The sequence below is a fragment of the Leptolyngbya sp. BC1307 genome (assembly GCF_002286735.1).
Lineage (GTDB): Bacteria > Cyanobacteriota > Cyanobacteriia > Phormidesmidales > Phormidesmidaceae > Phormidesmis.
On record NZ_NRTA01000016.1, the window covers coordinates 49,136 to 73,300 of the forward strand.

At 52.6% G+C, this 24,165-nt stretch carries 20 protein-coding genes and 1 tRNA gene; 9 read left to right on the forward strand and 12 right to left on the reverse strand.

Annotation, left to right across the window (positions count from 1 at the left end; all coding sequences use genetic code 11):
• Positions 1-288 precede the first annotated feature (288 nt).
• Positions 289-1,416, reverse strand: a complete 1,128-nt coding sequence (locus tag CKL79_RS11185; RefSeq protein ID WP_121969662.1) for a hypothetical protein — start codon at positions 1,414-1,416, stop codon at positions 289-291.
• 74 nt (positions 1,417-1,490) lie between these two features.
• The gene (locus CKL79_RS11190) at positions 1,491-1,955 is read right to left on the reverse strand and encodes a DUF4112 domain-containing protein (RefSeq protein ID WP_240518805.1); all 465 of its coding nucleotides are present in this window, start codon (positions 1,953-1,955) and stop codon (positions 1,491-1,493) included.
• A 172-nt stretch (positions 1,956-2,127) separates the two neighbouring features.
• Here CKL79_RS11190 and CKL79_RS11195 point away from each other — a divergent pair, with 172 nt between their 5' ends.
• The 4 genes from CKL79_RS11195 (at position 2,128) to CKL79_RS11210 (ending at position 3,900) form a co-directional block, all read left to right on the forward strand.
• Positions 2,128-2,361: a hypothetical protein gene (locus CKL79_RS11195; RefSeq protein WP_121969664.1), complete on the forward strand. Its 234-nt coding sequence runs from the start codon at positions 2,128-2,130 to the stop codon at positions 2,359-2,361.
• 110 nt (positions 2,362-2,471) lie between these two features.
• Positions 2,472-2,903 carry a PPC domain-containing protein gene (locus CKL79_RS11200; RefSeq protein WP_121969665.1) on the forward strand — a complete coding sequence of 144 codons (432 nt, stop codon included), beginning with the start codon at positions 2,472-2,474 and terminating at the stop codon, positions 2,901-2,903.
• 222 nt (positions 2,904-3,125) lie between these two features.
• Positions 3,126-3,198: transfer RNA gene (locus CKL79_RS11205), tRNA-Phe, on the forward strand.
• A gap of 210 nt (positions 3,199-3,408) precedes the next feature.
• On the forward strand, positions 3,409-3,900 hold the full coding sequence (locus CKL79_RS11210) for a hypothetical protein (protein ID WP_121969666.1): 492 nt from the start codon (positions 3,409-3,411) through the stop codon (positions 3,898-3,900).
• A gap of 157 nt (positions 3,901-4,057) precedes the next feature.
• Here CKL79_RS11210 and CKL79_RS11215 read toward each other — a convergent pair whose 3' ends face one another.
• Both CKL79_RS11215 and CKL79_RS11220 read right to left on the reverse strand, forming a co-directional pair.
• Positions 4,058-5,638: a glycosyltransferase family 39 protein gene (locus CKL79_RS11215; protein ID WP_121969667.1), complete on the reverse strand. Its 1,581-nt coding sequence runs from the start codon at positions 5,636-5,638 to the stop codon at positions 4,058-4,060.
• A gap of 15 nt (positions 5,639-5,653) precedes the next feature.
• Positions 5,654-7,078, reverse strand: a complete 1,425-nt coding sequence (locus CKL79_RS11220; RefSeq protein ID WP_121969668.1) for an aminopeptidase P family protein — start codon at positions 7,076-7,078, stop codon at positions 5,654-5,656.
• A gap of 267 nt (positions 7,079-7,345) precedes the next feature.
• Between CKL79_RS11220 and glp the strand changes: the two genes are divergently transcribed.
• A complete protein-coding gene (gene glp, locus CKL79_RS11225; protein WP_121969669.1) occupies positions 7,346-8,584 on the forward strand; it encodes a gephyrin-like molybdotransferase Glp in 1,239 nt (412 codons plus the stop codon).
• 292 nt (positions 8,585-8,876) lie between these two features.
• On the forward strand, positions 8,877-10,940 hold the full coding sequence (locus tag CKL79_RS11230) for a chromosome segregation ATPase (protein ID WP_121969670.1): 2,064 nt from the start codon (positions 8,877-8,879) through the stop codon (positions 10,938-10,940).
• 90 nt (positions 10,941-11,030) lie between these two features.
• Here CKL79_RS11230 and CKL79_RS11235 read toward each other — a convergent pair whose 3' ends face one another.
• Both CKL79_RS11235 and CKL79_RS11240 read right to left on the reverse strand, forming a co-directional pair.
• Positions 11,031-11,660 carry a hypothetical protein gene (locus tag CKL79_RS11235; protein WP_121969671.1) on the reverse strand — a complete coding sequence of 210 codons (630 nt, stop codon included), beginning with the start codon at positions 11,658-11,660 and terminating at the stop codon, positions 11,031-11,033.
• Between the two features lie 227 nt (positions 11,661-11,887).
• Positions 11,888-13,534, reverse strand: a complete 1,647-nt coding sequence (locus CKL79_RS11240) for a GGDEF domain-containing phosphodiesterase (RefSeq protein WP_141242194.1) — start codon at positions 13,532-13,534, stop codon at positions 11,888-11,890.
• 405 nt (positions 13,535-13,939) lie between these two features.
• On the opposite strand from CKL79_RS11240, the gene CKL79_RS11245 reads away from it, so the two are divergent.
• A complete protein-coding gene (locus tag CKL79_RS11245; protein ID WP_121969673.1) occupies positions 13,940-14,515 on the forward strand; it encodes a Uma2 family endonuclease in 576 nt (191 codons plus the stop codon).
• Between the two features lie 120 nt (positions 14,516-14,635).
• On the opposite strand, the gene CKL79_RS11250 is transcribed toward CKL79_RS11245, so the two are convergent.
• The 6 genes from CKL79_RS11250 to CKL79_RS11275 form a co-directional block, all read right to left on the reverse strand.
• On the reverse strand, positions 14,636-14,944 hold the full coding sequence (locus CKL79_RS11250) for a hypothetical protein (protein WP_240518806.1): 309 nt from the start codon (positions 14,942-14,944) through the stop codon (positions 14,636-14,638).
• Between the two features lie 720 nt (positions 14,945-15,664).
• Positions 15,665-19,705 (reverse strand): HEAT repeat domain-containing protein, encoded by a 4,041-nt coding sequence (locus CKL79_RS11255; protein WP_121969674.1) that lies wholly within the window; start codon positions 19,703-19,705, stop codon positions 15,665-15,667.
• Positions 19,706-19,791: 86 nt separating this feature from the next.
• Complete coding sequence (locus tag CKL79_RS11260) at positions 19,792-20,142, reverse strand: DUF5615 family PIN-like protein (protein WP_121969675.1); 351 nt, start codon at positions 20,140-20,142, stop codon at positions 19,792-19,794.
• Positions 20,143-20,391, reverse strand: a complete 249-nt coding sequence (locus CKL79_RS11265) for a DUF433 domain-containing protein (RefSeq protein ID WP_121969676.1) — start codon at positions 20,389-20,391, stop codon at positions 20,143-20,145. It lies immediately after the preceding gene.
• A 106-nt stretch (positions 20,392-20,497) separates the two neighbouring features.
• Positions 20,498-22,219 carry an ATP-binding protein gene (locus tag CKL79_RS11270; RefSeq protein ID WP_121969677.1) on the reverse strand — a complete coding sequence of 574 codons (1,722 nt, stop codon included), beginning with the start codon at positions 22,217-22,219 and terminating at the stop codon, positions 20,498-20,500.
• Positions 22,220-22,335: 116 nt separating this feature from the next.
• On the reverse strand, positions 22,336-22,980 hold the full coding sequence (locus tag CKL79_RS11275) for a hypothetical protein (protein ID WP_346427060.1): 645 nt from the start codon (positions 22,978-22,980) through the stop codon (positions 22,336-22,338).
• A gap of 106 nt (positions 22,981-23,086) precedes the next feature.
• On the opposite strand from CKL79_RS11275, the gene CKL79_RS11280 reads away from it, so the two are divergent.
• Positions 23,087-23,659: a Uma2 family endonuclease gene (locus CKL79_RS11280; RefSeq protein WP_121969678.1), complete on the forward strand. Its 573-nt coding sequence runs from the start codon at positions 23,087-23,089 to the stop codon at positions 23,657-23,659.
• A 304-nt stretch (positions 23,660-23,963) separates the two neighbouring features.
• Positions 23,964-24,161, forward strand: coding sequence for a DUF2283 domain-containing protein (locus tag CKL79_RS11290; protein ID WP_121969680.1), 198 nt, complete (start codon positions 23,964-23,966; stop codon positions 24,159-24,161).
• The last annotated feature ends 4 nt before the right edge of the window (positions 24,162-24,165 follow it).

The window sequence follows — 24,165 nt, forward strand, 5'->3', positions numbered from 1 at the left end:
TGTACTGTTCCTAGGTTACGGTAAACTAGCTTGGCTATTAGCAGTCTTGACGACAGCCGGGAGGCGATCGCTCCAGATGCTTAATAGTTCTTACCAATTTTTCTTTCTTATAGCGTATCAGAATCATCCTGAGAAAGGTGCAGGCGTGCCAGTAAATCAATCGGTAAGCGTCGTCAACAATAAATAGCTAATCCCGTCTACTTGCGCTGTAGAAAGGCTCGGGTGATCGCGCAGAATATAGTTGATTCGTCAAAATCTTCCTATCGGCACATTCGTCTAAGGTTTCGTCTAAGATTCTTGGCTGGCGGATTCATCTTGCGGTTTATCGAGCATTCCATCGGGCAGCATCTGCAGCCGTATTTGCCGGGCGATCGCACTGTCAGTCGCCCCGAGCTGCACCTCTATGCGCTCACTGCACAGGGGGCCAAGCGCCGCCAGCAAAGCGCGCAGGTGAGGCGTACTCTCCCCACTGTCTACATATACCCGGTCAGAGAGCTTATTCATTCGCTTCCAGGCAGTATAGAGCTTGACAGCAGCCTGCTCCAGCTGAGCGGCCTGATTGACCAGATCGGCGGCTGAATTGAGGCAGCCCGTACGCAGGGCTTCGTCTAGCGCCAGCTCCAAATTGATTTTTTCAGGGTCGAGAGCCTGCACCTGCCCGGCGGCAGCGATGTAGCGCGAGAGGTATTTGGCCTCAGCGGTAACCTGCTTGAGCGTGTCGATGTCTGGATTTTCATCAACCTCGTTGCGCAGCGTCTGCTGATGAGTGGCGGGGAGCTTTTCCATCTCCCGTACCAGCGGCGTCAGGTAGCGGGTTGGAATGCTGTTATCAGCGGCTTTCTCCCGAACTGACTGAGGAATCAGGTCAGAATTCATCGCCGTCCAATCGTCGGATAGGTTTCTGACCTCTTTGCGGGTAATCTGATCGCCCCGGCGAGCGGCGTCGCTAATGATCTGCTTCACCTCGGGCGAGGCTTGAGCAGTCTCCATAAAGGCGCGCTTGCTGAAGCGGTTAACGTCTTTAGTTTCGATCAGGCCATCTTCAAACATTTGATCGGCGCTGTTAGCCAGATCCATCAGCACGTAAGCCTGGCTCTTACTCACGTCTTTATCTTTGAGCCAGTTGAGAAAGCCCGCGCCGCTGCGACTGCCTTTGCCTTTACCATTGTCGTCGGCGTTGCCATTCGTCTGATTAGCCGCACTGCCGCGCTTTTCGCGATCGCGCACCACCCGCAAAATCCGCCCGCGCCAGATATCAGTTTGCAAATCAAAGCGATCGCACACCTGCCAGGCCACCTCTATCTGCTGATGAAATTCATAGTCAGAGAGGCTGCTTTCAACTTCGGGCACCGAGACCTCTAGCTCGACCGTTTGGTCTGACCCAGAAATATCCGCAGTGAACTGCTTAGCTGTCATCTAAAACCTGGCGACAAGGGGCCGAATTATTATGCCACAGCCCCTTTCCCCTTTCCCCTTCCCTTGCCTGCCGCTCAAGACGACCCAGCCAGCATAAACAGACGAGTTAACACCCACACCGACAGCGTCGCCGCTCCCAAAATCAGCGCCAGCAGCCCCACCACTATCACAATCGCAAATAGCCGGTCAGCAGCGCGGCTCGGCGTCGGGTCAGCAAGGTGCTTTTCTAGCAGCGCCACATTTTGGCTATTGGCCTTCCAGGTAACATCAAAAAAATCGCCAATGATCGGAATCGTGCCCGTCAGGGTGTCGAGCAAAATATTAAACCCCATCCGCCCTAGCGTCGCGGCGGGCAGGCCCATTTTGGCCGCTTCAAACACAATGTATACGCTCATCAACCCGGTGACGATATCGCCGCCGCCTGGCAAGATGCCCAAAATCGGGTCAAGGCCAATGCGAAAGTCAGATCCGGGAATAGCGATCGCATTGTCTAGCAAATGGCTAATTTGTCGCAGGCGTTTGAGCGAAGCCGAGGGCATAGGCGAAGAAACACGAGGCACTGCTGAAGGGCGAGGCATAGGGCGTCAGGGCTAACTACAAAGATCTTAAACGATGGTCGGTCGCTGTTTTGATACGCTGTTTGATAAGGGGCCAACTGTATTCTTTGCCACCTTTTTGTGGGGCCTTTGAATCTATACCTTTAGAAACGTCATGGTAGAACCGACCACGCAGACCTGTCCGATTTGTAGCGTAAAAATTATCACAGGGGCCGCTGGGGGCGATCGCGTAATCTTTTCCGCTGGGCCTCAGGGCAGCCGGTCTAAGCTCTGGGCCAGAGTCTGTCAGTTCAACCAAAAGCCAGGATGCATCAACGAGCAGAGTAAAAGCGCAGCGATCAGTGCTGACGACTATTACAAGCCCGATATGCCTAGTAGTGACGCCTGATTGTGAGGTAGGGCATAATACGGACGACATCGGCACGTTTGCATGACGCTATTGGTAACCGTCTACATCTGCAACTTTTTTTCGTCTCACCTTATCTAAATACCGATTCTATGAAACCCGTTAGATTTTTATCACTCCTGGTTCCCGCTACGTTGCTCACCCTGGGCCTGAGTGCTGGCAATGCCGCTGCTCAGCTCTACAACCCGATGCCATTAGGGTCTGACGAGGTCAATGACTCGCTCTCCGCAGAAGATATCCCCACTGGCTTCGGCGGCTTTGCCAAAGACTACGTCGTCAATCTCGAAGCGGGCGACCAGATCACTATCGATGCCATCTCTAACGAATTTGACACCCTGGTGACGCTGATGGATGCCAACGGCGTCACCGTCAGCGAAAATGACGACGGCCCTGACGGCAGCACCAACTCTCTGCTGTTTGCCCGCATCAGCGAATCTGGCAAATACACCGTGCGCGTTCGGTCTTACGCTGGCGAAGGCGCGGGTCCCTTTTCCCTCAAGCTAGCTCGCCTGCGCCCCATCTAAGTGCTTTGGGTCGAGACCCGCCGCTGTTGCCGAGGGTGTCGCATCGGATTTGGCGCTAAGGCACCGCCGAATTCACCCTCGAAAAAAGTTTCTTGCAGGCGTCCCCCTATTTTGCTACTTTGGTTAAGCGCAAAAAGCGCACCAACCGCTGCCTACTAGAGAATTAACCGTCTGCTTGCTTGAGCAGGATGAAAATTTCAGGGGTAGTTTTTGATTAGGTAAGCCGGGATAGCTCAGCTGGTAGAGCAGTGGACTGAAAATCCTCGTGTCGGCGGTTCAAGTCCGCCTCCTGGCATTTGTATAGCAAAAAAAAGCGTATAGCTCAAAGAGAAGACCCTGGACCGATAAGGTTTAGGGCTTTGTTTTAGCGTCAACCTGCTGAGCTACAGTCAAGTCGGCATATGAGACAAAATTTTGCGGAAGCGATCAAGTACTGACGCAGAGCATACGAGTTGGATATGAGAAGCTGCAAACCCAGGAAGAATTGATTTGGTATGCCGAGTGGATGGCGCACACCGATGAAGCCGCTTTCAACGAGGTGATTGTCAATGCCTTAGGGACGATTGAAGCCGCCGCTCAAAGCGAGGTATTGTGGGCACCAGATGTTTTTTACACCCCCGAGTCGGTGACCACGGATGGCTGGCGACCCGTCCAAAATGCTTGGCAAACCCTCGTTGCAGGGATTGATTTAATCGAATGCAATCTGCACGGTCGTAAACGGGTCACGGCCACCCTCAAAGACTTCGCCCAAGCGCAATTTTTAGATGAAAAACTGCTCTCCTTTGGTCAGTTTCGCAAGCCTGACAGCATTGACCCGATGCTCAATGCTTGGGCTATCGTCAACAACCTCAGAGCCTTTCTGCCGGATGCGAAGAAAGCAGGCCAGTCGTTAGCCCAATTCTTTGGCGCTCAGTTGCATGGCTTGCCTTGGATGGAAGCGCTCAATCTCTCTACCGTTGGCGCTTTAGACAGACTCCTACAACCTGAAAAATCGTAGGCACCAATTCTAGATCTATCTGGCCTTGAAAGTTGCTGTAACCCCTTAGTTTCGTTTTGCCGAAGCCTTTTATTCAAAGATAGCGGCCTTAGTGGTGCAGAAAACGGCATCTGATCCGTTTAAGCAGTAGTGCCTAGCGAGCAGTCATGCTCTGGCCTTACTGACCTTTGGGCGTGACTAAAAACACATCAGTCGGCGCGTTAACAGAATTGGGAAAGGTCTGATTTTCTAAAACGTTAAACTGTTGATAAATGCTGTCGTGAATTTTTTTTCTGCCGGTAGGTGAGGACTCTAATACGACCAGCCAATAGCGAGAAGAATCCGGTGGCAGCTGCTGAAACATATCTTGAATGAAAGAGTCTCTAGATTGAGCCGCTTCGGGCTGAGGCAGGGGCTCTCGCTGGAGGTCATAGAAGTCAGCGCTGCCCTGGTAATAGCGGGGAACTGTCAGCTGCGGCTCCCACTGCCAGCCGTAAAACCCGATGGCATCTCCGGGTTGCTCGTTGCTGCGAATAAACTCGGCAACGCCGCGCCAGTCATCGTGATAGAGGGTGGTGTAGTAGTGATACAAGCCGCCGCTGACAGCGACTGCGTAGGCGATCGCTACCGCAAAAGCGATCGCCCGATAGCGCCGCCAAATCTCTATCATCCCCACCGACAGCAAAATAAAAATATAGGGAACGGCTAGCATCAAATAGCGCGCTCGCCAAATGGAGGCGGATGCCAGAGAGACAAAGATGATCGCTGCGGTGGGTAAAAAAGCCCAAGCGGCTATCCACCATAGTTCGGGCCGGTGCCGTCGTAGCGCAGGGGGTGTTCGCACGAGCTGAAAGACACCGAGCCCTAAAACGGCTGCGACGACACCAGTAAACCCTGTATAGAAAAGTGTAACTACTCGGTCCCATTCCCAATTTGAGAGATTCAGCGTCGCGCCTCGTAACGTCATAAGATCGCTTATGGGCCAGAAAACCGTTATCCCCGACAGCATCGCCAGCGCTTCAACTAAATCAAGATCGGGCTGATAGATAACCCACCCGCCCATAAATCGGGGCGCTGCCTCGCTGAGCACTTGGGCAAACGGAATCCACAGAACCCCGACCAGCGCTAGCCCGATCCCGAAGGCAACCATGACTTTACGGTTGCGGCGAAATCTCCAGAACAGCAGCAGGATATCGGGTAGCAGCAGCAGCACGTTTAAGGGCGTGCTCATCACCGCTAGTAGCCGGGTGACCAGCCAGCCGATGACGCTAAGCGGGCGAACGCTTCTAGGATTTTGCAAGACCTGAGCCAAAATCAGCGTTCCCCACAGTCCTAAAAAGGTGCTGAGAGCGTACATGCGGATCTCTTGGGCATAGCCGACAAAGAGAGGCGATAACGTCATCAGCAATGCCGCCATCAGCCCGATTGCCGCCGATGAGAGCAGACGACGACTCAGCTGGTAGACCAGGACAATGCTACCCAGACTGAAGGGAATCGAGAGCGATCGCAGCCAGGCATCGCTGCTGCCAAACTGCATCCAAACGTGCAGCAGGGCGTAATACAGGGGGCGCGTCCCGAGATCTAAACTTTCAGCATCGAGAATACTGAAGTGCTCATCGATCCAGATGCTTTCTGTGCCTAGCTGATAAAAGCGTAGTGCCGTTGCCACCAGCATCATAACCGTCAGCAAAACTCGCTGCTGCCGGGGTGAAATGGGGTGCCGTTCGGCTTTGTCCACCTGCAGTTGTTTTGCCGTCATAATTGTGTGACCCCATTATCCTAATTCACTTGTCGAACAAACTAGATCTTCTATATCAGTAGCCGCAGTTGGGAGATCCAGGCTAAGCACTTCGCAGCCTGAGGCGGTGAGCAAAATGTCGTCTTCTATACGGATGCCGCGCACATCAGCAAACTGCTCCAGACGCTCCCAGTTGACCATGTGGGCGTAGCGATCGCGATTTTGTGGATCGTTTAAGATAGCGGGCACCTGATAAAAGCCCGGCTCAATGGTGACTGCCATGCCTGCTGCTAGCGGTCGGTTGAGCCGGAGAAAGGCCAGGCCAAAGCGATCACTCCGCTGCCGCCCCTCAGCGTAGCCTGCTAAGTCACCCAAATCCTCCATATCGTGTACGTCTAGCCCCATTAGATGCCCCACGCCATGCGGGAAAAACAGCGCATGAGCATCTTCAGCCACTAGGTCTTCGGGCTGGCCGCTGAGAATGCCTAAATCGACCAGCCCAGCGGCAATCGTCAGGCAGGCAAGCTGGTGAATATCGGCGTATTCTGCGCCGGGCTGAGCGGCTTCAATGCAGCGGTCATGGGCAGCCAGCACAATGTCGTACAGGTCGCGCTGCGTGGCAGAAAAAGTACCGCTAACTGGCCAGGTGCGTGTAATATCTGAGGCCCAGCCATCGGCTGTCTCTGCGCCCACGTCGGCCAGTAGTAAATCGCCCGGTGAGAGCAGATTGTGATAGTGGTGATTGTGCAGCACTTCTCCGGCAACGGTGACAATGCTGCCGTACGCGCAAGCCATGTCGTGACTGATGATCACAGCTTCCATCGCGGCCCGCACCTGGGCTTCAGTCTTGGCTGCGGGGGTGTTGGCTATGCCTGCTTTGTGCGCGGCGACGGTGACGGCGATCGCCTGACGGATAGCCGCGATCGCCCCTTCGTCTTGAATCATGCGCAGCTGCACGATTGCCTTTTGTAAAACCTGGTTGCTCTGGGGCTGGTGGCGAGGTAGCACAATGCCTCGCTGCAACATGGCCTGCTCTAGCATCTGGATGGTCTCGTCTTTTTCGCCTAAGGTCGCAGTCCCTACGGCCAAATCAGCCAGATCGCTCAGGGGCCGGGCCTCGGTCGCACCCATTTGCTGGGCAATGTCGGCGCGGCTAGGGCTAGGGCCGTGCCAGAGAGCGTCGTCTAAAGTGGCGTCGTCCATAAATAAGATCAGCTGCTCGCCCTCAATGCGAATGGCCGCGTTTTCGAGGGGGAGGCCCGCAAAGTAAAGGAAATGGCTGCTGGCTCTGTACGGATAGAGGTTGGCAGCAAAGTTGCGCGGCTTGGCCATGCCTGACCATAGCAGCACCGGGAAGCTGATAGTTTCAGCTAGGCGCTGACGGCGCGATCGCAATACATTGGCCAGTGCGGGTGCTGACGACAGGTTGCGGGTCGTCGGATAGGTAGGGGCAGTTTGCATAAGACTATTCGTCAAGAGGGGGTGAGTGGGGCCTACTCAAATGGGCTTTAAGCCTGGCTTCAATATATAGCGTTGGTCACTTGGCTTGAATACAGCAACGCAGGCAAAACCTCTGCATAACAACAGGCCAGGTGACTCGCGTTACCCGAATGCATCCGGGTAACGCTATATTGACTCGGCACGAACAAAGAAAGATAAGATCTAGCTTGAGGCACCAGGTCGCTTTCGGGGGCCGTGCCGTGACCTTTGGCGCTATGTTTTACCATTATGTTTTCTGCGGCTGAGGCTGAGCAATTAATCTTGACGTTGGTACAGCCGACTGACACCGTCGAAACGATCAATCTGGCAAACGTATCTAGCTGTCTGGGCCGCGTGTTAGCTGAGCCCGTCACCAGTGCCCTAGACTTTCCCCACTGGGACAATTCGGCGATGGATGGTTACGCGGTGCGAGCGAGCGATGTGCAGCGATCGCCCGTCACCCTGCAAATCGTCGAAGAAATCCCGGCGGGCAAGCTGCCGCAAAAGTCCATCGAGCCGGGCCAGGCAGCGCGGATTTTGACCGGGGCGATGATGCCAGCCGGGGCCGATACGGTGGTGATGCAGGAGGAGACTGAGCAGCAGGGCGATCGCGTCACTATTTTACAGACGGCGCAGTCTGGGTCTGCTGCTGGGTCTTTTGTTCGGCAGCGCGGCAGCTTTTATCGGGCAGGGGGCGAGCTGCTTAGGGCCGGTCAGGTGATTTCTCCTGCCGAAATTGCGCTCCTCGCGGCTGCCCAGCAGACGCAGGTGCAAGTTTACCAGCGGCCTCGGGTGGCCATTATCTCAACGGGCAGCGAGCTAGTGCGGCCCGATCAGTCTCTACAGCCGGGGCAAATTGTCGATTCTAATCAGTACGCGCTAACGGCGCTGGTCGCTCAAACCGGCGCTATACCGGTGCCGCTCGGCATTATCAGTGATCAGCGGAGCGCGGTAAAAGAGGCAATCACCGCTGCCATGAGTCAGGCCGACCTGGTGATTTCCTCAGGCGGTGTATCGGTGGGTGACTATGACTATGTCGATCAGGTGTTGGCCGATTTGGGGGCGACCTTACACATTCGCGCGGTGGCGGTAAAGCCAGGCAAGCCACTGACGGTGGCCACCCTCGCCGTTGCGAATCGCCATCAGCTCTACTTTGGCTTACCTGGCAACCCGGCTTCGGCGATGGTAGGGTTTTGGCGCTTTGTGGCACCTGCGATCGCTAAACTATCGGGGCAGCCAGGACCGTGGTCACCAGACTTCGTCTGGGCTACCGCAACGACTGAGCTACGAGCCGGCGGGCAGCGGGAAACCTACCTTTGGGGTCAGCTAGTGGCGGGTGCTACCGGCTACGAATTTGGCCAGTCAGCGGGTAGTCACAGCTCTGGCAACCTGGTCAACCTGGCGAATACCACCGGACTGGGCGTCGTGCCTCAAGGCGATCACCAAATTGCTATCGGTCAGTCGGTGCGGGTGCTGAAGGTTGGGTAGCCTAAGCCACATCTACGAATCTAGAATGGCTACGAATCTAGAATGGCTACGAATCTAGAATGGGAATAGACGACTCGGGATAGCTCAATCAAGAAAAGATGTTGTCAGCTTTGCTAAATGGGGTAGCCTGCAATGGCAATCATCGCTCACCCGGCGCTATCTGCCGCTGGCCTCGAACCATTGTTACAGTCCCGTTGTTACAATTGGGTGACATCGCTTGGGCCAGCCGCTACCAGCTGACGTGAGCAACTTCCCTAAAAAGTTTTGAAGATGCGCGACCGCTAGGACAGCTATGACATCGAGATACGACGATCACAGTGCTCCTAAACGACCGTCCGATGAGCCTGCTGATGAGCCTGTCGGTCAGCGCAGACCTACCAAGCGCTCTGCTGCTCAGCCTGTTAGGGATGCGAGTATCCGTCAGCGGCCACCGGCTGCCCCCCCTAAGCAAAGCCCTAAGCAAAGTTCGGGTCGCTGGCCTGCTTCTCTGCTGGGGATGCGCTGGCTGCGAAGCTGGCCGCTGGTGGTGCTAATGACCTTTGGTATTTTAGGGACGGCGGGCACAGCGGCTATGGTTAGCTTGTTTCGCATTCCTAATTTGCCTAACTGCCGGGCGATTTTTTGGCCGACGGCTTCGGCTTCGCTGCGGCTGCAGTGCGCTGAGTCTTATGCGGCGCAGGGCGATGTGAAAAATTTGCTGGCGGCGATCGCCCTGGTAGACCGACTGCCTGAAGATCACCCGCTGCGCTACGACATCAATCAGCGGATTGAAGAGTGGGCCACTCAGGTGCTCGACTTATCCGAGCGCGCTTTTGAAGCAGGCAATTTGGAAGAGGCGATCGCCAGTGCGAGAAAGATCCCTCAAAAGACCGCTGCTGCGGCTGTTGTCGAAGAGCGCATTGCCCGCTGGCAAAAGATCTGGAAAGAGGGTGAAGATCTGTTTAATTCAGCGGTAGATCAGCTTAAGGCTAAAGACTTTCAAAAGGCGTTTAGCCTGCTAGTCGAGCTGCTAGAGGTAGACAACCAGTACTGGTCTACAGAAAAATACAACGAGCTGACCCAGATGATCAGCCAGGGGCGCGAAGATAGCCGCAAGCTCTCTGAGGCGCTAGGCTTTGCTAAAGATGGCACGCTCAAGGGCTTTACCGAAGCGCTCAAACGGCTCAAAAAGATTGATGAAAAGAGCGTATTTTACGCAGAGGCACAGGGAGAGCGCAAAAAAATTGCCAAGCAAATGCTGGCCGCTGGGGAAGATCTTTTGGCCGAGAAAAAGCTCTCAGACGCTCAGGCGATGCTCAGCGCCATTCCTCGCGATGTCGGGGTAAATAAAGAAGTCGCTGACTTTCAGGTGTTTGTCAGTGCTTATCAGCAAGCTTGGGCGGGCAATGCTAGCGGACTAGAAGATGCCATTACCCGGCTCAAAACCCTGGGCAAAGACCGGCCTCTCTACGCCAGGGCGCAGCAGCTAATTGCGCAGTGGCAGGGCGAAATCCGCAATGTCAACCTGCTGACTCAGTCGCAGGCGCGAGCTGATCGCGGCAGTACCTCTGATCTGACAGCAGCGATCGCTATTGCAGAGCAAATTCCGCGCAATTCATCTCAGTGGGATAAAGCCGCTAAGCAAATTAACCAGTGGCAGACGCGCGTAGAAAATGCCGAGGACCGGCCCATCTTAGAGCGGGCCGACCAGCTCGCGGCAGTCGGGACGGCTGACAACTTGCGAGCGGCCATTCAAGAAGCCCGCCGAATCTCTTCGGGCCGCACGCTGGCAGGCGAAGCTGACGAGCGCATCGCCACCTGGACGGGCCGCGTTCAGCGCATAGAAGATCAGCCGCTGCTCGATCAGGCGCGGCAGCGGGCTAATGCTGGCGACTTGTCAGGGGCGATCACCGTCGCTTCTAGAATTGGTAAAGGCCGCGCTCTGTATAGCTCTGCTCAAGAGGAGATTGGCGAGTGGCAGGCCCAAGAAAACGGTCGGCTGCGGCTAGGAGAAGCGGTGAATGCAGCAGCGCGGGGAGATGCGCAGTCGCTGACGAATGCTATCGAGATTGCTCAGCGAGTGCCGACCGGGAGCGATAGCCGCGCCCGCGCCGAGAGCCAAATTAGCCGTTGGAGCTGGGACTTACTGGCTCAGGCAGAGGCGGTTTCGGGCCGTAGCCTGGAGAGTGCGATCGCGCTAGCCAATCAAATTCCTTCTCAGGCGGAAGCCTTTGAACCTGCTCAGGTGAGAATCAACAGCTGGCAGGCCGCCCTCCGGCGAACCGAAGATCGCCGCTCCCCTCCCGCGACTGAAGGTGCTGAGTTCGACGAAAATGGCCTACCTAACAAACTTGAGCTGACGCCTGCAGGTGAGTGACCCCGCAAATTATCGCCCTGACCACTGCTTAACAGCGATCAGGGTGATAACTGATAGATAAACTGAGAGCGGACAAAGTGTTTTACCCGTTTATCTGGTCTGGTTAGGAACGCGGCCGTTCATCTTATCCGTTGTTTTCACGACCTGATTAGTCCCTTTAGCCGCTTCGTCGCCTAGACGGTTCGTGGCTCGATCAGCCTTGTTGTCCAGCCGATCAGTGGCTCTGTCTGCTTTGCGGCCTAGACTATCAACAGCGTCACCTACTTTGTTAGTGACTTGATTGGCTTTGTTGCTGATGCTGTCGGCAGCCTTGTCAGCGCGATCGCCGAGTCCGTTCTTCACATTATTGATTTCCTCACCAATCGTCTCTAGCGGGCCGTCAGTTTGCAGCTGCCTGCGCACGGCAGAATCTTTTAGGGTTTTTGCTTTGGCTTCGGCGGCGCGGGTGTTGCGTCTGGGGTCAGCATCGTCAAACCCATTCATACCACCGGCATCGGGCTGAATTTGGTCGTAGCGCTCAGTGTTTTGTATGCTGCCGCGCTCGTTGCTGTAGTAGTCATTGGCATCGGCGGCATACGCCGGGCTACCGACGCTGGCAGTCCACAGACCCAAGCTGATCAGCCCTACCATCAGCGATCGCTTCAGAATAGTTTGAGATTGAGCGATGCGATCGCCGAGGCCCTTTATCTGATTAACTATCTGGCTAAAAATAATATTCATTTTCAAAAATCTCTTTTTGAATCAAGTTGCTTGCAAAGTGTAAATAGTATCGTCCTACACCAGAATCCCTCTAAAGGCGTTCTATCGCTCGGTATGCCGTGACTCTTTAGAGATATGTTCTCTTTAGAGAGACCGGGCTACTTGCCTGAGCGCTATAGCTTTAACCGCTTACCTCTGTACATTGCCAACGAATGAAACTGCACAGCGATAGAGATGACTACAGCAGTCTAAGTTGTCATCAGCTGCGGAATTGGCGTTGGAGTGGTGACTTGCCAGGGGTGAGGCTGCTGCAATCGGCGAGTCAGCTCTTCGGCTGGTAGCGGTTTGCTAAAGTAGTAGCCCTGCACTTCGTGACAGTCGTAAGTTTTGATTTGATTGAGCTGTTCTTCTGTCTCGATGCCTTCGGCGATTAGCCCCAAGCGCAGTCCCTTTGCCAGAGAGACAATGGCTCTGATCACTTCTGCGGCATCGGCACTATGCACCATATCTTTAACAAAGGACTGGTCAATCTTTAGAGTGTCAAACGGAAATTTGCGCAGGTAGCTCAGGGAGGAATAGCCCGTGCCAAAGTCGTCTAGGGCCAAGGCGATGCCTTTGCTGTGCAAGCTCTCTAAGACAGCTAGCGTCGGTTCAGTATTGCCCATTAGCAGGCTTTCGGTGACCTCTAGCTCTAAAAACTTAGGCGCTAGCTCGGTTTCTCTTAAGACGAGCTGTACAAAATCTACCAAGCCGGGGCTTTCGATCTGGCGAGCAGACAGGTTAACGGCCATTGCAAAAGGCTTGAGCCCTGAGCGTTGCCAGGCTTTATTCTGCTGACAGGCGGTGCGCAAGATCCATTCGCCAATCGGCAGAATCAGTCCGGTTTCTTCAGCAATCGGAATAAATTCTGCGGGGGATACCCAACCTAGCTCGGGGTGCTGCCAGCGTATTAGACACTCTACACCTACCATTTGGCTGCTGCGCCAGTCGATGCGCGGCTGATAGTGAAGCAATAGCTGGTTGTTAGCGAGGGCACTTCTGAGATCTTTCGCGAGCCTCAGGTGTTTTTGCAAAGCAATGGCGATCTCGGGTGAATAAAACTGATAGTTGTCGCTTTTATGGTTGGCTTGCTGGAGGGCGGTGTAAGCATCGGCTATGAGTCTATCGGCAGTGTCGCTATCGGTCGGATAGATAGAGATGCCGATACTGGCTGTGATGTAGAGACTGGGTGAAATCTCTGGGTAGGGTTGATTGATTGCCCTCAGAATGTTCTGCGCTGTGGAAAAGCCGGGCTCTGACGCTAATGCACCTTTCTGAAAGAGGGCGAATTCATCGTTGCCCAGCCGTGCCAGCGTCCCTGAGCCGTCAGCATAGTCGGTTAGCCGCTGGGCGATCGCCCGCAAAATGCGATTGCCTACCTCATCGTCCTCAACGGTGTTTAAGTCTTTAAATCCATCTACATCAACAATAAAAACAGTAATCCTTTGCTGAGGTTGAATAGTCGAAATCTCTTTTTGCAGTCTGGATTTGAAAAGCTCTCGATTTGGCAAGCCGGTAAGCCGGTCGTAATCTGTCACGTAGCGAAGGACATCGTCTAGCTGCTTGACGATTTGTGTCGCATTGGCCATCAGTATGCCCGCATCGTCGGTATACTGGGTTGGCAGAGTAGGCAGCTGTTGTTTATCCCAGTAGTTTCGCAGGGAAAATGCGGTTAGGCCGATGGGCGAAAGTAGATTGTGCAATGCTAGTAGGGTTGCTGCTGTGCCCATCAGGGTTGCTAGCAGGGCAATCCCGAGAATTCTGAGTCTGTCATCTGGGGCGATCGCACTGGAGCTAATAAAGTAGAATAGCAGCGTCAGCAGGGGAACGTGCGTTCCTAAAAAAGCAACTACCATCAGTTTGCTCTCGTAGCTTTTCAGGTAACTAAAACGAGACAGGAAGATATAGAAGTTCACAGTTTTTCGGGGAGCTTTGGCACATTATCTCTGAGATGATGTTTATATCGTGGTTATCTGAGTGACTTGTTAGCGCGGGTTCTATCAAAAGTTGACATGGCGATGCTATCACGGCTGTATTAGGAGAGCAGTCCGTAATTACCCGTGAATGTCTGCGGCAGCTACAATCACAATTTTAGCAACCGTGATATTTGGGAGGACGTGTCTATAAAGTTAGTGGACGCGATCGCTTTGTACGGGTCAGAAGCTAAGACCTTAGCGTCAGTTGGCCGGGAGAATAAAGCGGTCGGTTAGGATAGGATGCAAGTACACAATTAGAAATTGTCGCGCTTGGATTGCCCTGCCATGATTGCCTCTCCTCAATCTCAAAAAATGACTGCTCAAGAATATTTAGAGTGGGAGCCGCGCCAGGAGCTTCGCTATGAATATTGCGAGGGCAAAGTCTTTGCGATGACCGGTGGCACTAAGGGTCATAACAGAGCAGCCCTCAACCTGTACGGTGCTTTAGTCGATTGTGTGGATGCAGAAGGCTGTGAGATAAATGTATCGGATGTGAAGGTTGAGGTCAGAGAAGGGCTGTCGTATCGCTACCCAGACTTGATTGTGAGCTGTGACGAACAAGATAAGCAGGAATCTGCGTTCTATCGTTTTCCTAAGCTAATTGTAGAAGTGCTCTCTCCGAGTACTAAGACGATAGACCGAGAGGACAAGTTTCAAGAATACATCCAAATTCCAACGCTTGAGGAGTACGTGCTGATTAGCTCTCAGCGGATGCAGGTGGAATGCTATCGCCGTGGCGAAGGGCGGATGTGGCGGTACTTGCCCTATAAGGCAGGTGAGAAGGTCTGTATTGCGAGTATGGGTGTTGAAGTGCCTATCGAACAGCTTTATAGAAATGTTCGGCTAGAGCCGTTGGACTGAGGCTGCGAGGGCAAAGCCTATGAGTACGCTCAACCCTCGGGCGATCAGCAATGGAGCCGTGACCGACTTAGGCCAATGACTCTAGCGCCAAGGCTCTAACCGAATTGAGTTGCGAAGCGCTTAAAACTGTGTCAGGGGTCGCCTCAAAAGGCTCATAGATTCTCCCTGCTCTGGCGTGATAATCAGTTGCTCGCCGACGGTTACGAGCTGGCTCCAGGCGGGCGGTTCGGCGTAGTTTAGAGCGTGCAAAAGGTGGATGGTTTGCCGAATAGCGCCTGGGCTACCGAGTAAGATGTGACGCACTTCTTCTCGGTGAGGTCTGCTTTCGGCGTTGTTGAGTGGGCCAAGTGGGGTGCTGCCTTGGGCTTGTTGGTAGCGAAAAGTTTGTGGGCTGAGCAGGGCGCTGTCAAAATAAGCAGTTGTTTTCATGGCATCTTCGGGTGGTATGTGGAGAAAATGCCGAAAACTTAGCCACCCCAACTTGCCAAAGGTCAGGGTGGCTATGGCATCATTAACCGTAGCCGCCTGACTGCCTGATTCAGTCTGGGGGGTTAGCTGTCGGTGATTGTTCCTAGCAATCCTCGGCAGCGACTAAGTTTTCGAGCGGTTGAGCTATTCCCCGCAGGGATACAGCTATGGAAAATAGCGTACCGCTTTCTTTTTGAGGCGTCAACTATTTTTGACTAGAAGTTTTTGTGAGTACGTAGAGGATGTTGGCTGCTGCTTTGAGGTTGGGATGGGGAGATATCACAGGCGATAGGTTTTGTTGGCACTGTCCTTTGCTGCTAAAGGCTTCAGTTCGTATGAAGCAGCGCGTATTTGAACAGACTTCTACTGGCCCCTTATTAAAAAGCGTTGCAGCAACAAGGCTTATTGCCTAAGCCGTAAGCAAGAAACATTTAAGCAATAAGGCTTTTTGCTTTAAGCGTAACCAGTAATGCTTAAGTGGTAGTGCCTTCGGCTCAATCTGTAACGAGAAACGTTCAAGCGATAAGGCTTTCTACTTGAGCTGTAACGAGAAACGTTCAAGCGATAAGGCTTTCTACTTGAGCCGTAACAAGAAACGTTAAAACAGTAGTCCTTTCTGCTTATCCATACTGAGTAGCGCTTAAGTGTCAGCACCTTTCGCTTAGGCAGATCGCCGATAGCTCAGTTAGTCAGCTCCCAAAGCACATCTATGCCCCTACCAACGAACTCTTCGTCTTGATGTTGCTCAATCCAACAAACCAGAACAGGCTTGACCGTATCTGAGCGTTTTCCAAGAGACGTTAGAGACTCAGCGGCGAGAGAACGTACATCTGAATCGCTATCTTTGAGCAGGAGGAGCAGCCCAGAGACAACGGCTTCAGAGGTATCGCCAATCTGAACCAAGGACTCAGCGGCGAGAGAACGTACATCTGAATCGCTATCTTTGAGCAGGAGGAGCAGCCCAGAGACAACGGCTTCAGAGGTATCGCCAATCTGAACCAAGGACTCAGCGGCGCTAGAACGTACCCATAAATCGTCATCTTTGAGGAGGAGGAGCAGTCCAGAGACAACAGCTTCAGAGTTATTGCCAATCCGACCCAAGGACACAGCGGCGCTAGAACGTACCCATAAATCGTCATCTTTGAGGAGGAGGAGCAGTCCAGAGACAACAGCTTCAGAGTTATTGCCAATCCGACCCAAGGACACAGCGATGCTAGAACGTACCTGTGAATTGTCATCTTTGAGAAGGAAGAGCAGTTCAGAGACAACGACTTCAGAAGTATTGCCAATCCGACCCAAGGACGCAACGGCGCGATAGCGTACCTCTGAATCGTCATCTTTGAGGAGGAGGAGCAGTTCAGAGACAACGGCCTCAGAGGTATCGCCAAGCTGACCCAAAGACGTAGCGGTGCTGGAACGTACCTCTGAATTGTCATCTTTGAGAAGGAAGAGCAGTTCAGAGACAACGGCTTCAGAGGTATTGCCAAAATCACCCAAGGACGCAGCGACGCTAGAACGTACCTGTGAATCGTCATCTTTGAGGAGAAGGAGCAGTTCAGAGACAACGGCCTCAGAGACATTGCCAAGCTGAACCAAGGACTCAGCGGCGCGATAGCTTACCTGTGAATTGTCATTTTTGAGGAGGAGAAGCAGTTCAGAGACAACGGCCTCAGAGGCATTGCCAAGCTGACCTAAGGACTCAGCGACGATATAGCGTACCCCCAAACCGTCATTTTTGAGGAGGAGAAGCAGTTTAGAGACAACGGCCTTAGAGGTATTGCCAAGCTGAACCAAGGATTCAGCGGCGCGATAGCTTACCTGTGAATTGTCATTTTTGAGGAGGAGAAGCAGTTCAGAGATAACGGCCTCAGAGGCATTGCCAAGCTGTCCCAAGGACTCAGCGGCGCGATCACGTACCCATGAATCGTCATCTTTGAGAAGGAGGAGCAGACTAGAGACAACGGCTTCAGAGGTATTGCCAATCTGAACCAAGGACGCAGCGGCGCGATAGCTTAAATCTACATAAATTTTATCTTTGAGAAGGAAGAGCAGTTCAGAGACAACGGCCTCAGAGATATTGCCAAGCTGAACCAAGGACGCAGCGGCGCTAAAACGTACCTGTTGTGAATCGTCATCTTTGAGAAGGAGGAGCAGTCCAGAGATAACGGCCTCAGAGGTATTGCCAAAATCACCCAAGGACTTAGCGACGTCAGAACGTAGCGACAAATCGTCATCTTTGAGAAGGAGGAGCAGTTCAGAGACAACGGCCTCAGAGGTATTGCCAAGCTGAACCAAGGACTCAGCGGCGAGATAACGTACCCATGAATCGTCATCTTTGAGAAGGAGGAGCAGTCCAGAGACAACGGCCTCAGAGGTATCGCCAAGCAAACCCAAGGACGCAGCGGCGCTAGAACGTACCTCTGAATCGTCATCTTTGAGGAGGAGGAGCAGTGCTTGACTAACCTTGTCTGGCTCTAGTTCTCTTTGATATTTTTCAATAAAGTGCCACTGTTCGATGTTCTGCTGATGCTTTTCTAAAATCTTCATCGCCATTGGTGCAAAAGGCGTATCCCGAAAGCTGCTAATAACACGAAAAACTTCGCGGCGCAGCTTATTGCTTACCAAAGGATGTGAGCAGATTTCCAGGTTCACCAGTTCGGTTAGTATCTGGTCAATAGTCGCGCGATCAGCTATCTCGGCGTTTTCGGCCAAGCAGCTACCCGCAAACAATAGGTCGCGGTGAAGCCACTGCTCATATTCACTATCAGCTTTTAAGATGGTTTTCAATGAGGCTTTAGCCGGAGTTGGCGCTTGCTGTGCCACTAGCAGCAAAAGCACTTCTCGCCAGTGCGGATCGTGCAGATGCTTTTGAATGTGGTTCTTAGTGTGGGGCACGTAGTCGTCATCATCGGGGTCTTGATCTTCTTGCAAGTAAAGAATCTCTTGAGAGCACAGATACTCTTGAAAGGTTTTATGAACAAACGCATAGCGATTTTGTCCTTGTTGAGAAAGTAAACCTGCCCGGTCTCTGATGATCTTGTCTAAAAAAGCTTCGGCTTCTTCTGTTGCCTGGTAACGTTTCAGTTTTTCAGAGGCTTTCATTTCTCTGATAAACTCGCCAAGCTGTCGAATCAGGTCGCCGCGCGCAATCTGCGTTCCGTTCTCTGCATCTTCAACGCTGCCCTGAGTGTGAATCCAATAGGCAAGCTGCTTCATCAGCCGTCGAATGTCTCGAATATCCAAATGCTTGAGCACCGGGCGAATCGTCAGCTCTTTGTCTTCATCCCAGGTAGAAATCAGCGTCTCAACCGCGCTATGGTACAGTTCGTGTCGCTGTTTTGGCAGCGTCTTGTACCTGTGAATGACGGCAATAATCGTCAGCAAAAGCGGATTACGCGCAAGCTGTTTTATCCGAGGCTGATTAGAGAGCGCCTTGCGAAGGCTGCCTTTACGCCGTTCTCGCTCGGTTTCCAAATCGACCCGGCTGTCATACCAATGATTGATAAAGGTTTCAATTTTGGCATCATCAAAGGGCAACAGCTCGTAATGCGGATACTGGTCGCGGCTAAAGTAGTCGTCGCGATACCCGGCAGGGCGAGAGGTGATGAGAGTAGGGCAGCGATCGCAAGCCCCCAAAAAAGTCTCAATCTTCTCAACCACTTTACGACGCTGCGTATTATCGGCAACTTCGTCCAATCCATCCAGCAAAATCAGTGCTTCCCCGGTCTTCAGCCAATGCTGAAAAAAGCCCGCAGGAATGCCATCAACCCCCAAATCATTTTCAGCGAACTGCGTCAAAAATTCCAACACCGACAGGTCAGGGCTACGCGCCAGATCGCGAATGCGAATCAGCACCGGGAAGTGCCGACCAAAGCTCACTGCTGAACTGTCTGCCGCAGCCTTCTCTTCTGCCTGCTCCGATACGGCTGTTACCACCAAGTAGTTAATCAGCGTTGTCTTCCCCGCACCCGGCGCACCCAAAAGCACAACTCGCTGCCCACCCCCCTCATTTAACAGCTCAACCGCAGAAATAGTCCGCTGGTCTGTCGCTTGACCTTTCATGAGCAAAAGCTGCTGCCGTTGCTCCCACTGAATCAGCTTTTGCTCATCTGAGGCAATCTCTACTGAGGGCGGCTCAGCTATCTCATAGCGCTTTGAGCTTTGCCTTTGCACATCAGGCATCACAAAAATTCTGGCCAGGTCGCCCGGCTCATCTACAACCGTGCCATCAATCGCCATCCCCGAAAAAACAACCTTACCGATCTTGGCCCTGAGCTGTTTGTAGTACGCCTCCTTCGTTACCTGAAAACTTAGGAAGCTATTAGTCTCCTGAAAATAAGCTTCGGTAAATGCCCGCATCCAAGCTTCAACTAGGTTCGATTGAAGGCCGTTCAGCACTGAATGCGATTCGGCTTCTCTGAGGAAGACTTTAGTCAGTAGAGCGCTGTCAGGTTTGCCCTGGTTTTGCAGAGGTTTTTGCAGTTCTGTGACTGCCGTTTCCTTAAACGCATTATTCAGAAAACGATCAATCCCCTGCAATCCGTCTTTTTCATAGGGCGCAAATAGCTCAGGCACCTCTTTCTCAGCCGTACCAACCGCCTGCTTCAAAGCCCGCTCTACGGCAGAAGGGTTAAGCCGATGGTCAAGGGTTGCGCCCGCCTTCTGCTTGGCCACATCCAGCGCCCAACCGCTCAAAAACGTCCCTATCATCGTCACCACCATATCTGCTCAGCGCTCTGCCACAATTGGCCTCATTATGGCGTTTTTGCGGGCTATTGCATACTGAGAACCTTCTGTGCATCTATTCTCTACGAACTGCTGAAGCGCACCTGTGTTTCAGTAACGACGACGAAGGTATCTACTATCTGATCAGCGTAGGTAGAGAGCAACCGTCTGAGAGCCCTGATTTTAGAGGTAGAACGCTGATCTGACAATCGTAAAAAAATGACGCCATGGTGGAGTCGATTTTCTCTGTAAACCATTTCACCAAAGTCTCTGTCGTTCGTAACCACGATCCAATTTTCTGCGTATGCTTTTGCCAATAGATCGTCGTCACTGGCTCCCCGTAGCTCGTCAAAAACTGAGAAAACTTCGTATCCTTCACTTCGCAGCCATTTTGCGACGGCAGAGCCTGTGCATTCATCGACAAGAAACCGCATTTACGCAGATTCTGCCGTCAGAGGCATGAAAGTTGCGCTTGCAAGGGACTGCGAAGCAAACAGCAGGCAAGCTTGAATGTCTGTCAGTGTTAGCCCTTCATATTCATCAAGAATCTCGTCAAAGCTCGAACCATGAGCCAGAAGGTTAAGAATGAAATCGACAGACAGTCGCGTGCCCCGGATGACAGGTTTTCCGGCTAGCACTTTCGAGTCATGAGAAATTCGCTGTAAAAGCTCCTGGTCAGTCATTGTTTACTCTCTATTACTCGTATTTCAAAAAGTGGGGATGCCATTGAGTACAAAAGGGAGAGAAACCGGTAGCATCATGCGTTCTCCATGTCTAAAAAACTAGCCTTTAAAAGCCAAGGTCAGCGATCGCTCCCTCAGCCGCCTTAAACACCGCTGCATCTGACATGGTTTCCCAAGCCGTATCACCAATCTCTTTATAAAACTTTTCATCATAAGGCCGTGTCCTGACAACAACCGGCATTGGCACCGCATGACCCAACAACAGCGCCTGCTGCTTAGAGTCTAGCTTGGACAATACCGAGCGCAAACTCTGCCCGCCCGAGACGCCTGTAAAAATCGCATCAATGTCTTTTTCATCATTCAGCAATGCCGTAATTCTCGTGCCCACCTGAGACATCACCTCATTGTCAATTCCTGAGGGTCGCTGATCGACTACCAACAAGGTGACAAAATACTTGCGCATTTCACGGGCAATCACGCCAAAGATGGTTTGCCTTGCCGTAGCTGGGTCTAAAAAGCGGTGGGCTTCTTCGATGGTGATGACGAGGGGCTGAGGGCGATCGCTCGGATTCTTACTCTGCAAAAACCGGTCTGCCTTGCGCACATAGCTCGCATGAATCCGCCGGGCAATCACATTAGTCGCCAGCATATACGAGAGCATGTTCGACTGCGACCCAAACTCGATCACCACATGCTTACCCGCATCAATCGTCTCCAAGATTTGGTTTACATAGTTGTGCGGGCAGCTACTGCGAATATACTTCAGCTCTGCCAGGCGGGTGAGCTTGCGCTGCAAAGCCATAATGGACGACTTACTGCCCATCTTCACTTCACAAAATTCCTGAATCTCCTCATTGCTGAGCTGCAACAGCCGGTTTATCCAACTGCTACCAAACTCATTGCGCAAGATAATCGCGTTCTCTAAGCTCGCCTCCGAGAGATTTAGCTCGCGGCTAATCAGCATCAGGTCTTCTACATCGATTTGGTCGAAGCTAATATATAGCTCCTGCGCGTCGTAGACCCCTCGCCGCTTGGTCGATTCCGGGTCTAGCGTAAATATCTGCACCTGTCCGGGAAAAAGCTGCCTGAGTCCCTTCACTGTGCTAAATTCTTTGCCCTCGCTGACCGCCTCCCAGCCATACTCCGAGTGCATATCAAAAATCAAATTCACCGCCGCCTGCTTGCGGATAATCCCCGAGAGAATCAGCCGGGCCAAAAAAGACTTTCCCGTGCCCGACTTACCAAAAATGCCGTTACTGCGCTCAACAAACCGATCCAGGTCAATGCAAATTGGCACGTCCATATCGATCGGCTGCCCAATCGCAAAATTACGCCGATGCACGTCATCTTCCCAGCCAAACACCGCCCTAAAGTCTCGCTCAGAGGCATCATACACCTGGCTAAAGTGCCCGGGAATCGTCTTCACCGGCAGCAGTTGAATCGGCTCGCTAGAGTTCGTCTCGTAGGAAGCTAGCCCATTCGACTTACCGTTTTTCTTCGCGTTCTTGTTCGTGGACTGAGCGGAGCCGAAGTCCGGCGTAAACATCAGCATCGGCGTCAAATCCACCGTGCCGTAAGTGCCTGAACCGGCCAAGACTTCTTGCAGAAAAATGTTGCTCGGCTCCGGCGGATTCGCCACAATCCGCTGACTAGCCGTGCCCAGAGCCACATCGGTGAGCATACAGAAAAAGCGCGATCGCACCCCCTGCACCACCAAAAATTTGCCCACCCGCATTTCTTCGACCAGCACATCCGGGTGCAGCCGAACCTCTAGCCCCTTGCTCAAGGAACCTTGAATCACAGACCCTAATGGATGCGTATCGCGCATATTAACCCTGGTTTAGCTACCGCCCAGCGGCATTTGGGTTAATAGTAACGGAAAGCTGAATTTTAGTACATGGGTTCTGCTTAATCGCCTGCTAGAAGCTATCGCAAATGGCCCGCCTAGAACTGATAGCCTACGCCGCCCTGCACAGAAGTTGCCGTGCCGCCACCCGATTCGCCACCAATGGCGAAAATAGCGTTGCCGAAGATCACCAGATTATTGTCCGTCATGGTGTAGTCTACGCCGGGCTGAAGTACAAAAGCGATATCATCACCCACGGGCGAGCCGTCGCCAGCAGGCAGAGAGATGCCCGCGCCCAAGTAAACTTCGGTATTGAAGCTGAGCGGATAGTCGTAAGAGACCGTGGGCACAAAGGCGGAGCCATCGCCAATGAAGGCCGTACCGCGAATCGAAATCGGCAGCTCCAGAATGTTGTAGCGACTGCTGAGCACCAGGGCAAGGTTACTGTCATCACCAAAGCCAACGCCAGCTCCAATACCGACATAGCTGCCGTAAGCGGCCTGGGCCTGAGCTGGCGTCTGTAGAGAAACGGCGATCGCTAAACCGCCCAGCGTCAATCCGGCTAAACCAGCCAGCCGACTCCTAAAATCAGTGATCATCTCGAACTCCTCACAGTAAATTGAGCGGTACGGAGAAAGGGACGATAGTTCACCCAATACCGGCTGAATATGCAGGTAATAACTTACCACGGGGACAGGCGTCAAGATGTTCTTGACAGGCAGGCAAAGCGAACTAATACGCATATTTATAGGAATATAGCTACACACTGTCCAAATAGTGCGATCTAGACCTGTGAAACCAGATCAGAATTGATAAACTCAACTCAAAGCGTTGCTCAGGTTGTTTTTGATGGTTGCCACACCGCAGACGAAAACTTACACCGCTGAAGAATACCTGGCTCTAGAAGTAGAAGCCGAAACTCGCAGTGAGTACCGCAATGGAGAAATCGTATTGATGACTGGTGGAACACCTGAGCATAATGCAGTCGCCAGCGCACTGAATGCACTGCTGTGGCATGGCTTACGGCGGAAGCCCTATCAGGTATTCGTGACTGACCAAAGGCTGGCAATTCCCATGCACAATACCTATGCCTATCCTGATGTGATGGTAGTGCGTAAGCCAGTTGAACTACAGGCAGGGCGAAAAGACACGGTGACCAACGCGATTTTGATTGCTGAGGTGCTGAGCAACTCGACCAAGAGCTACGACAGAGGTGATAAGTTTGCTATCTATCGGACAATTCCCACATTTCAGGAGTACCTGCTGATTGACCAATATCAACCGCACGTAGAGCACCACGTCAAGCAGGGAGAAAATCAGTGGTTGCTAACAGAATACGACGGTAGTCAGGCGATGATCTCGCTTTCGTCCGTACCTGTAGAGATTGCGATCGCAGATCTCTACGAAAACGTAGAATTTTGAGGTTCGCTCCTTAGACCGTGTTGCGCATCCCGGCAGTATTAGTATCGAGCATTCGCTGTGAAAGAAATTAGAATGAGCAAACATGCTCACTCGAAGCTTGAGATTTTAGCAAGCCGTAGTCTCGCTATCAGCTTAGATCTTGTGATCGATACAGTGAGAAGCCCTGATCGATTAGAAATCGGTCAAGAGGGCAGGCTGATTGCTCAAAGATCACTGAACGAAAGCTTGGTTTTGCGAGTTGTCTATCGAGAGTTTAATGCACTGATAGTAGTGATCACGCTGTATCCAGGAAAGAGGTCGAGATATGAAAAAGATTAGCTATAGCAAAGATGTAGATGTGCTCCTGATTGAGCTGTCAGATGAGGCTATTGCCTATGCCGAAGATGATGGCCAGGTTATTCTTCATTACTCCGAAGATGACAGGCTATTGCTCGTAGAGGTTTTAGATTTCCGCCGTCTGATGCCAGCAGAAACCGTTTCTGAGTTGCTCGCAGCCGCTTGAGGGT

Coding starts and splice junctions, on each gene's coding strand:
- CKL79_RS11275 (WP_346427060.1), bottom strand. CDS start 22,980: ATGCGTATTAGTTCGCTTTGCCTGCCTGTCAAGAACATCTTGACGCCT.
- CKL79_RS11280 (WP_121969678.1), top strand. CDS start 23,087: ATGGTTGCCACACCGCAGACGAAAACTTACACCGCTGAAGAATACCTG.
- CKL79_RS11200 (WP_121969665.1), top strand. CDS start 2,472: ATGAAACCCGTTAGATTTTTATCACTCCTGGTTCCCGCTACGTTGCTC.
- CKL79_RS11290 (WP_121969680.1), top strand. CDS start 23,964: ATGAAAAAGATTAGCTATAGCAAAGATGTAGATGTGCTCCTGATTGAG.
- CKL79_RS11195 (WP_121969664.1), top strand. CDS start 2,128: ATGGTAGAACCGACCACGCAGACCTGTCCGATTTGTAGCGTAAAAATT.
- CKL79_RS11190 (WP_240518805.1), bottom strand. CDS start 1,955: ATGCCCTCGGCTTCGCTCAAACGCCTGCGACAAATTAGCCATTTGCTA.
- CKL79_RS11260 (WP_121969675.1), bottom strand. CDS start 20,142: ATGCGGTTTCTTGTCGATGAATGCACAGGCTCTGCCGTCGCAAAATGG.
- CKL79_RS11210 (WP_121969666.1), top strand. CDS start 3,409: ATGGCGCACACCGATGAAGCCGCTTTCAACGAGGTGATTGTCAATGCC.
- CKL79_RS11220 (WP_121969668.1), bottom strand. CDS start 7,078: ATGCAAACTGCCCCTACCTATCCGACGACCCGCAACCTGTCGTCAGCA.
- CKL79_RS11245 (WP_121969673.1), top strand. CDS start 13,940: ATGATTGCCTCTCCTCAATCTCAAAAAATGACTGCTCAAGAATATTTA.
- CKL79_RS11240 (WP_141242194.1), bottom strand. CDS start 13,534: ATGGTAGTTGCTTTTTTAGGAACGCACGTTCCCCTGCTGACGCTGCTA.
- CKL79_RS11265 (WP_121969676.1), bottom strand. CDS start 20,391: ATGACTGACCAGGAGCTTTTACAGCGAATTTCTCATGACTCGAAAGTG.
- CKL79_RS11250 (WP_240518806.1), bottom strand. CDS start 14,944: ATGAAAACAACTGCTTATTTTGACAGCGCCCTGCTCAGCCCACAAACT.
- glp (WP_121969669.1), top strand. CDS start 7,346: ATGTTTTCTGCGGCTGAGGCTGAGCAATTAATCTTGACGTTGGTACAG.
- CKL79_RS11270 (WP_121969677.1), bottom strand. CDS start 22,219: ATGCGCGATACGCATCCATTAGGGTCTGTGATTCAAGGTTCCTTGAGC.
- CKL79_RS11255 (WP_121969674.1), bottom strand. CDS start 19,705: ATGGTGGTGACGATGATAGGGACGTTTTTGAGCGGTTGGGCGCTGGAT.
- CKL79_RS11235 (WP_121969671.1), bottom strand. CDS start 11,660: ATGAATATTATTTTTAGCCAGATAGTTAATCAGATAAAGGGCCTCGGC.
- CKL79_RS11185 (WP_121969662.1), bottom strand. CDS start 1,416: ATGACAGCTAAGCAGTTCACTGCGGATATTTCTGGGTCAGACCAAACG.
- CKL79_RS11230 (WP_121969670.1), top strand. CDS start 8,877: ATGACATCGAGATACGACGATCACAGTGCTCCTAAACGACCGTCCGAT.
- CKL79_RS11215 (WP_121969667.1), bottom strand. CDS start 5,638: ATGACGGCAAAACAACTGCAGGTGGACAAAGCCGAACGGCACCCCATT.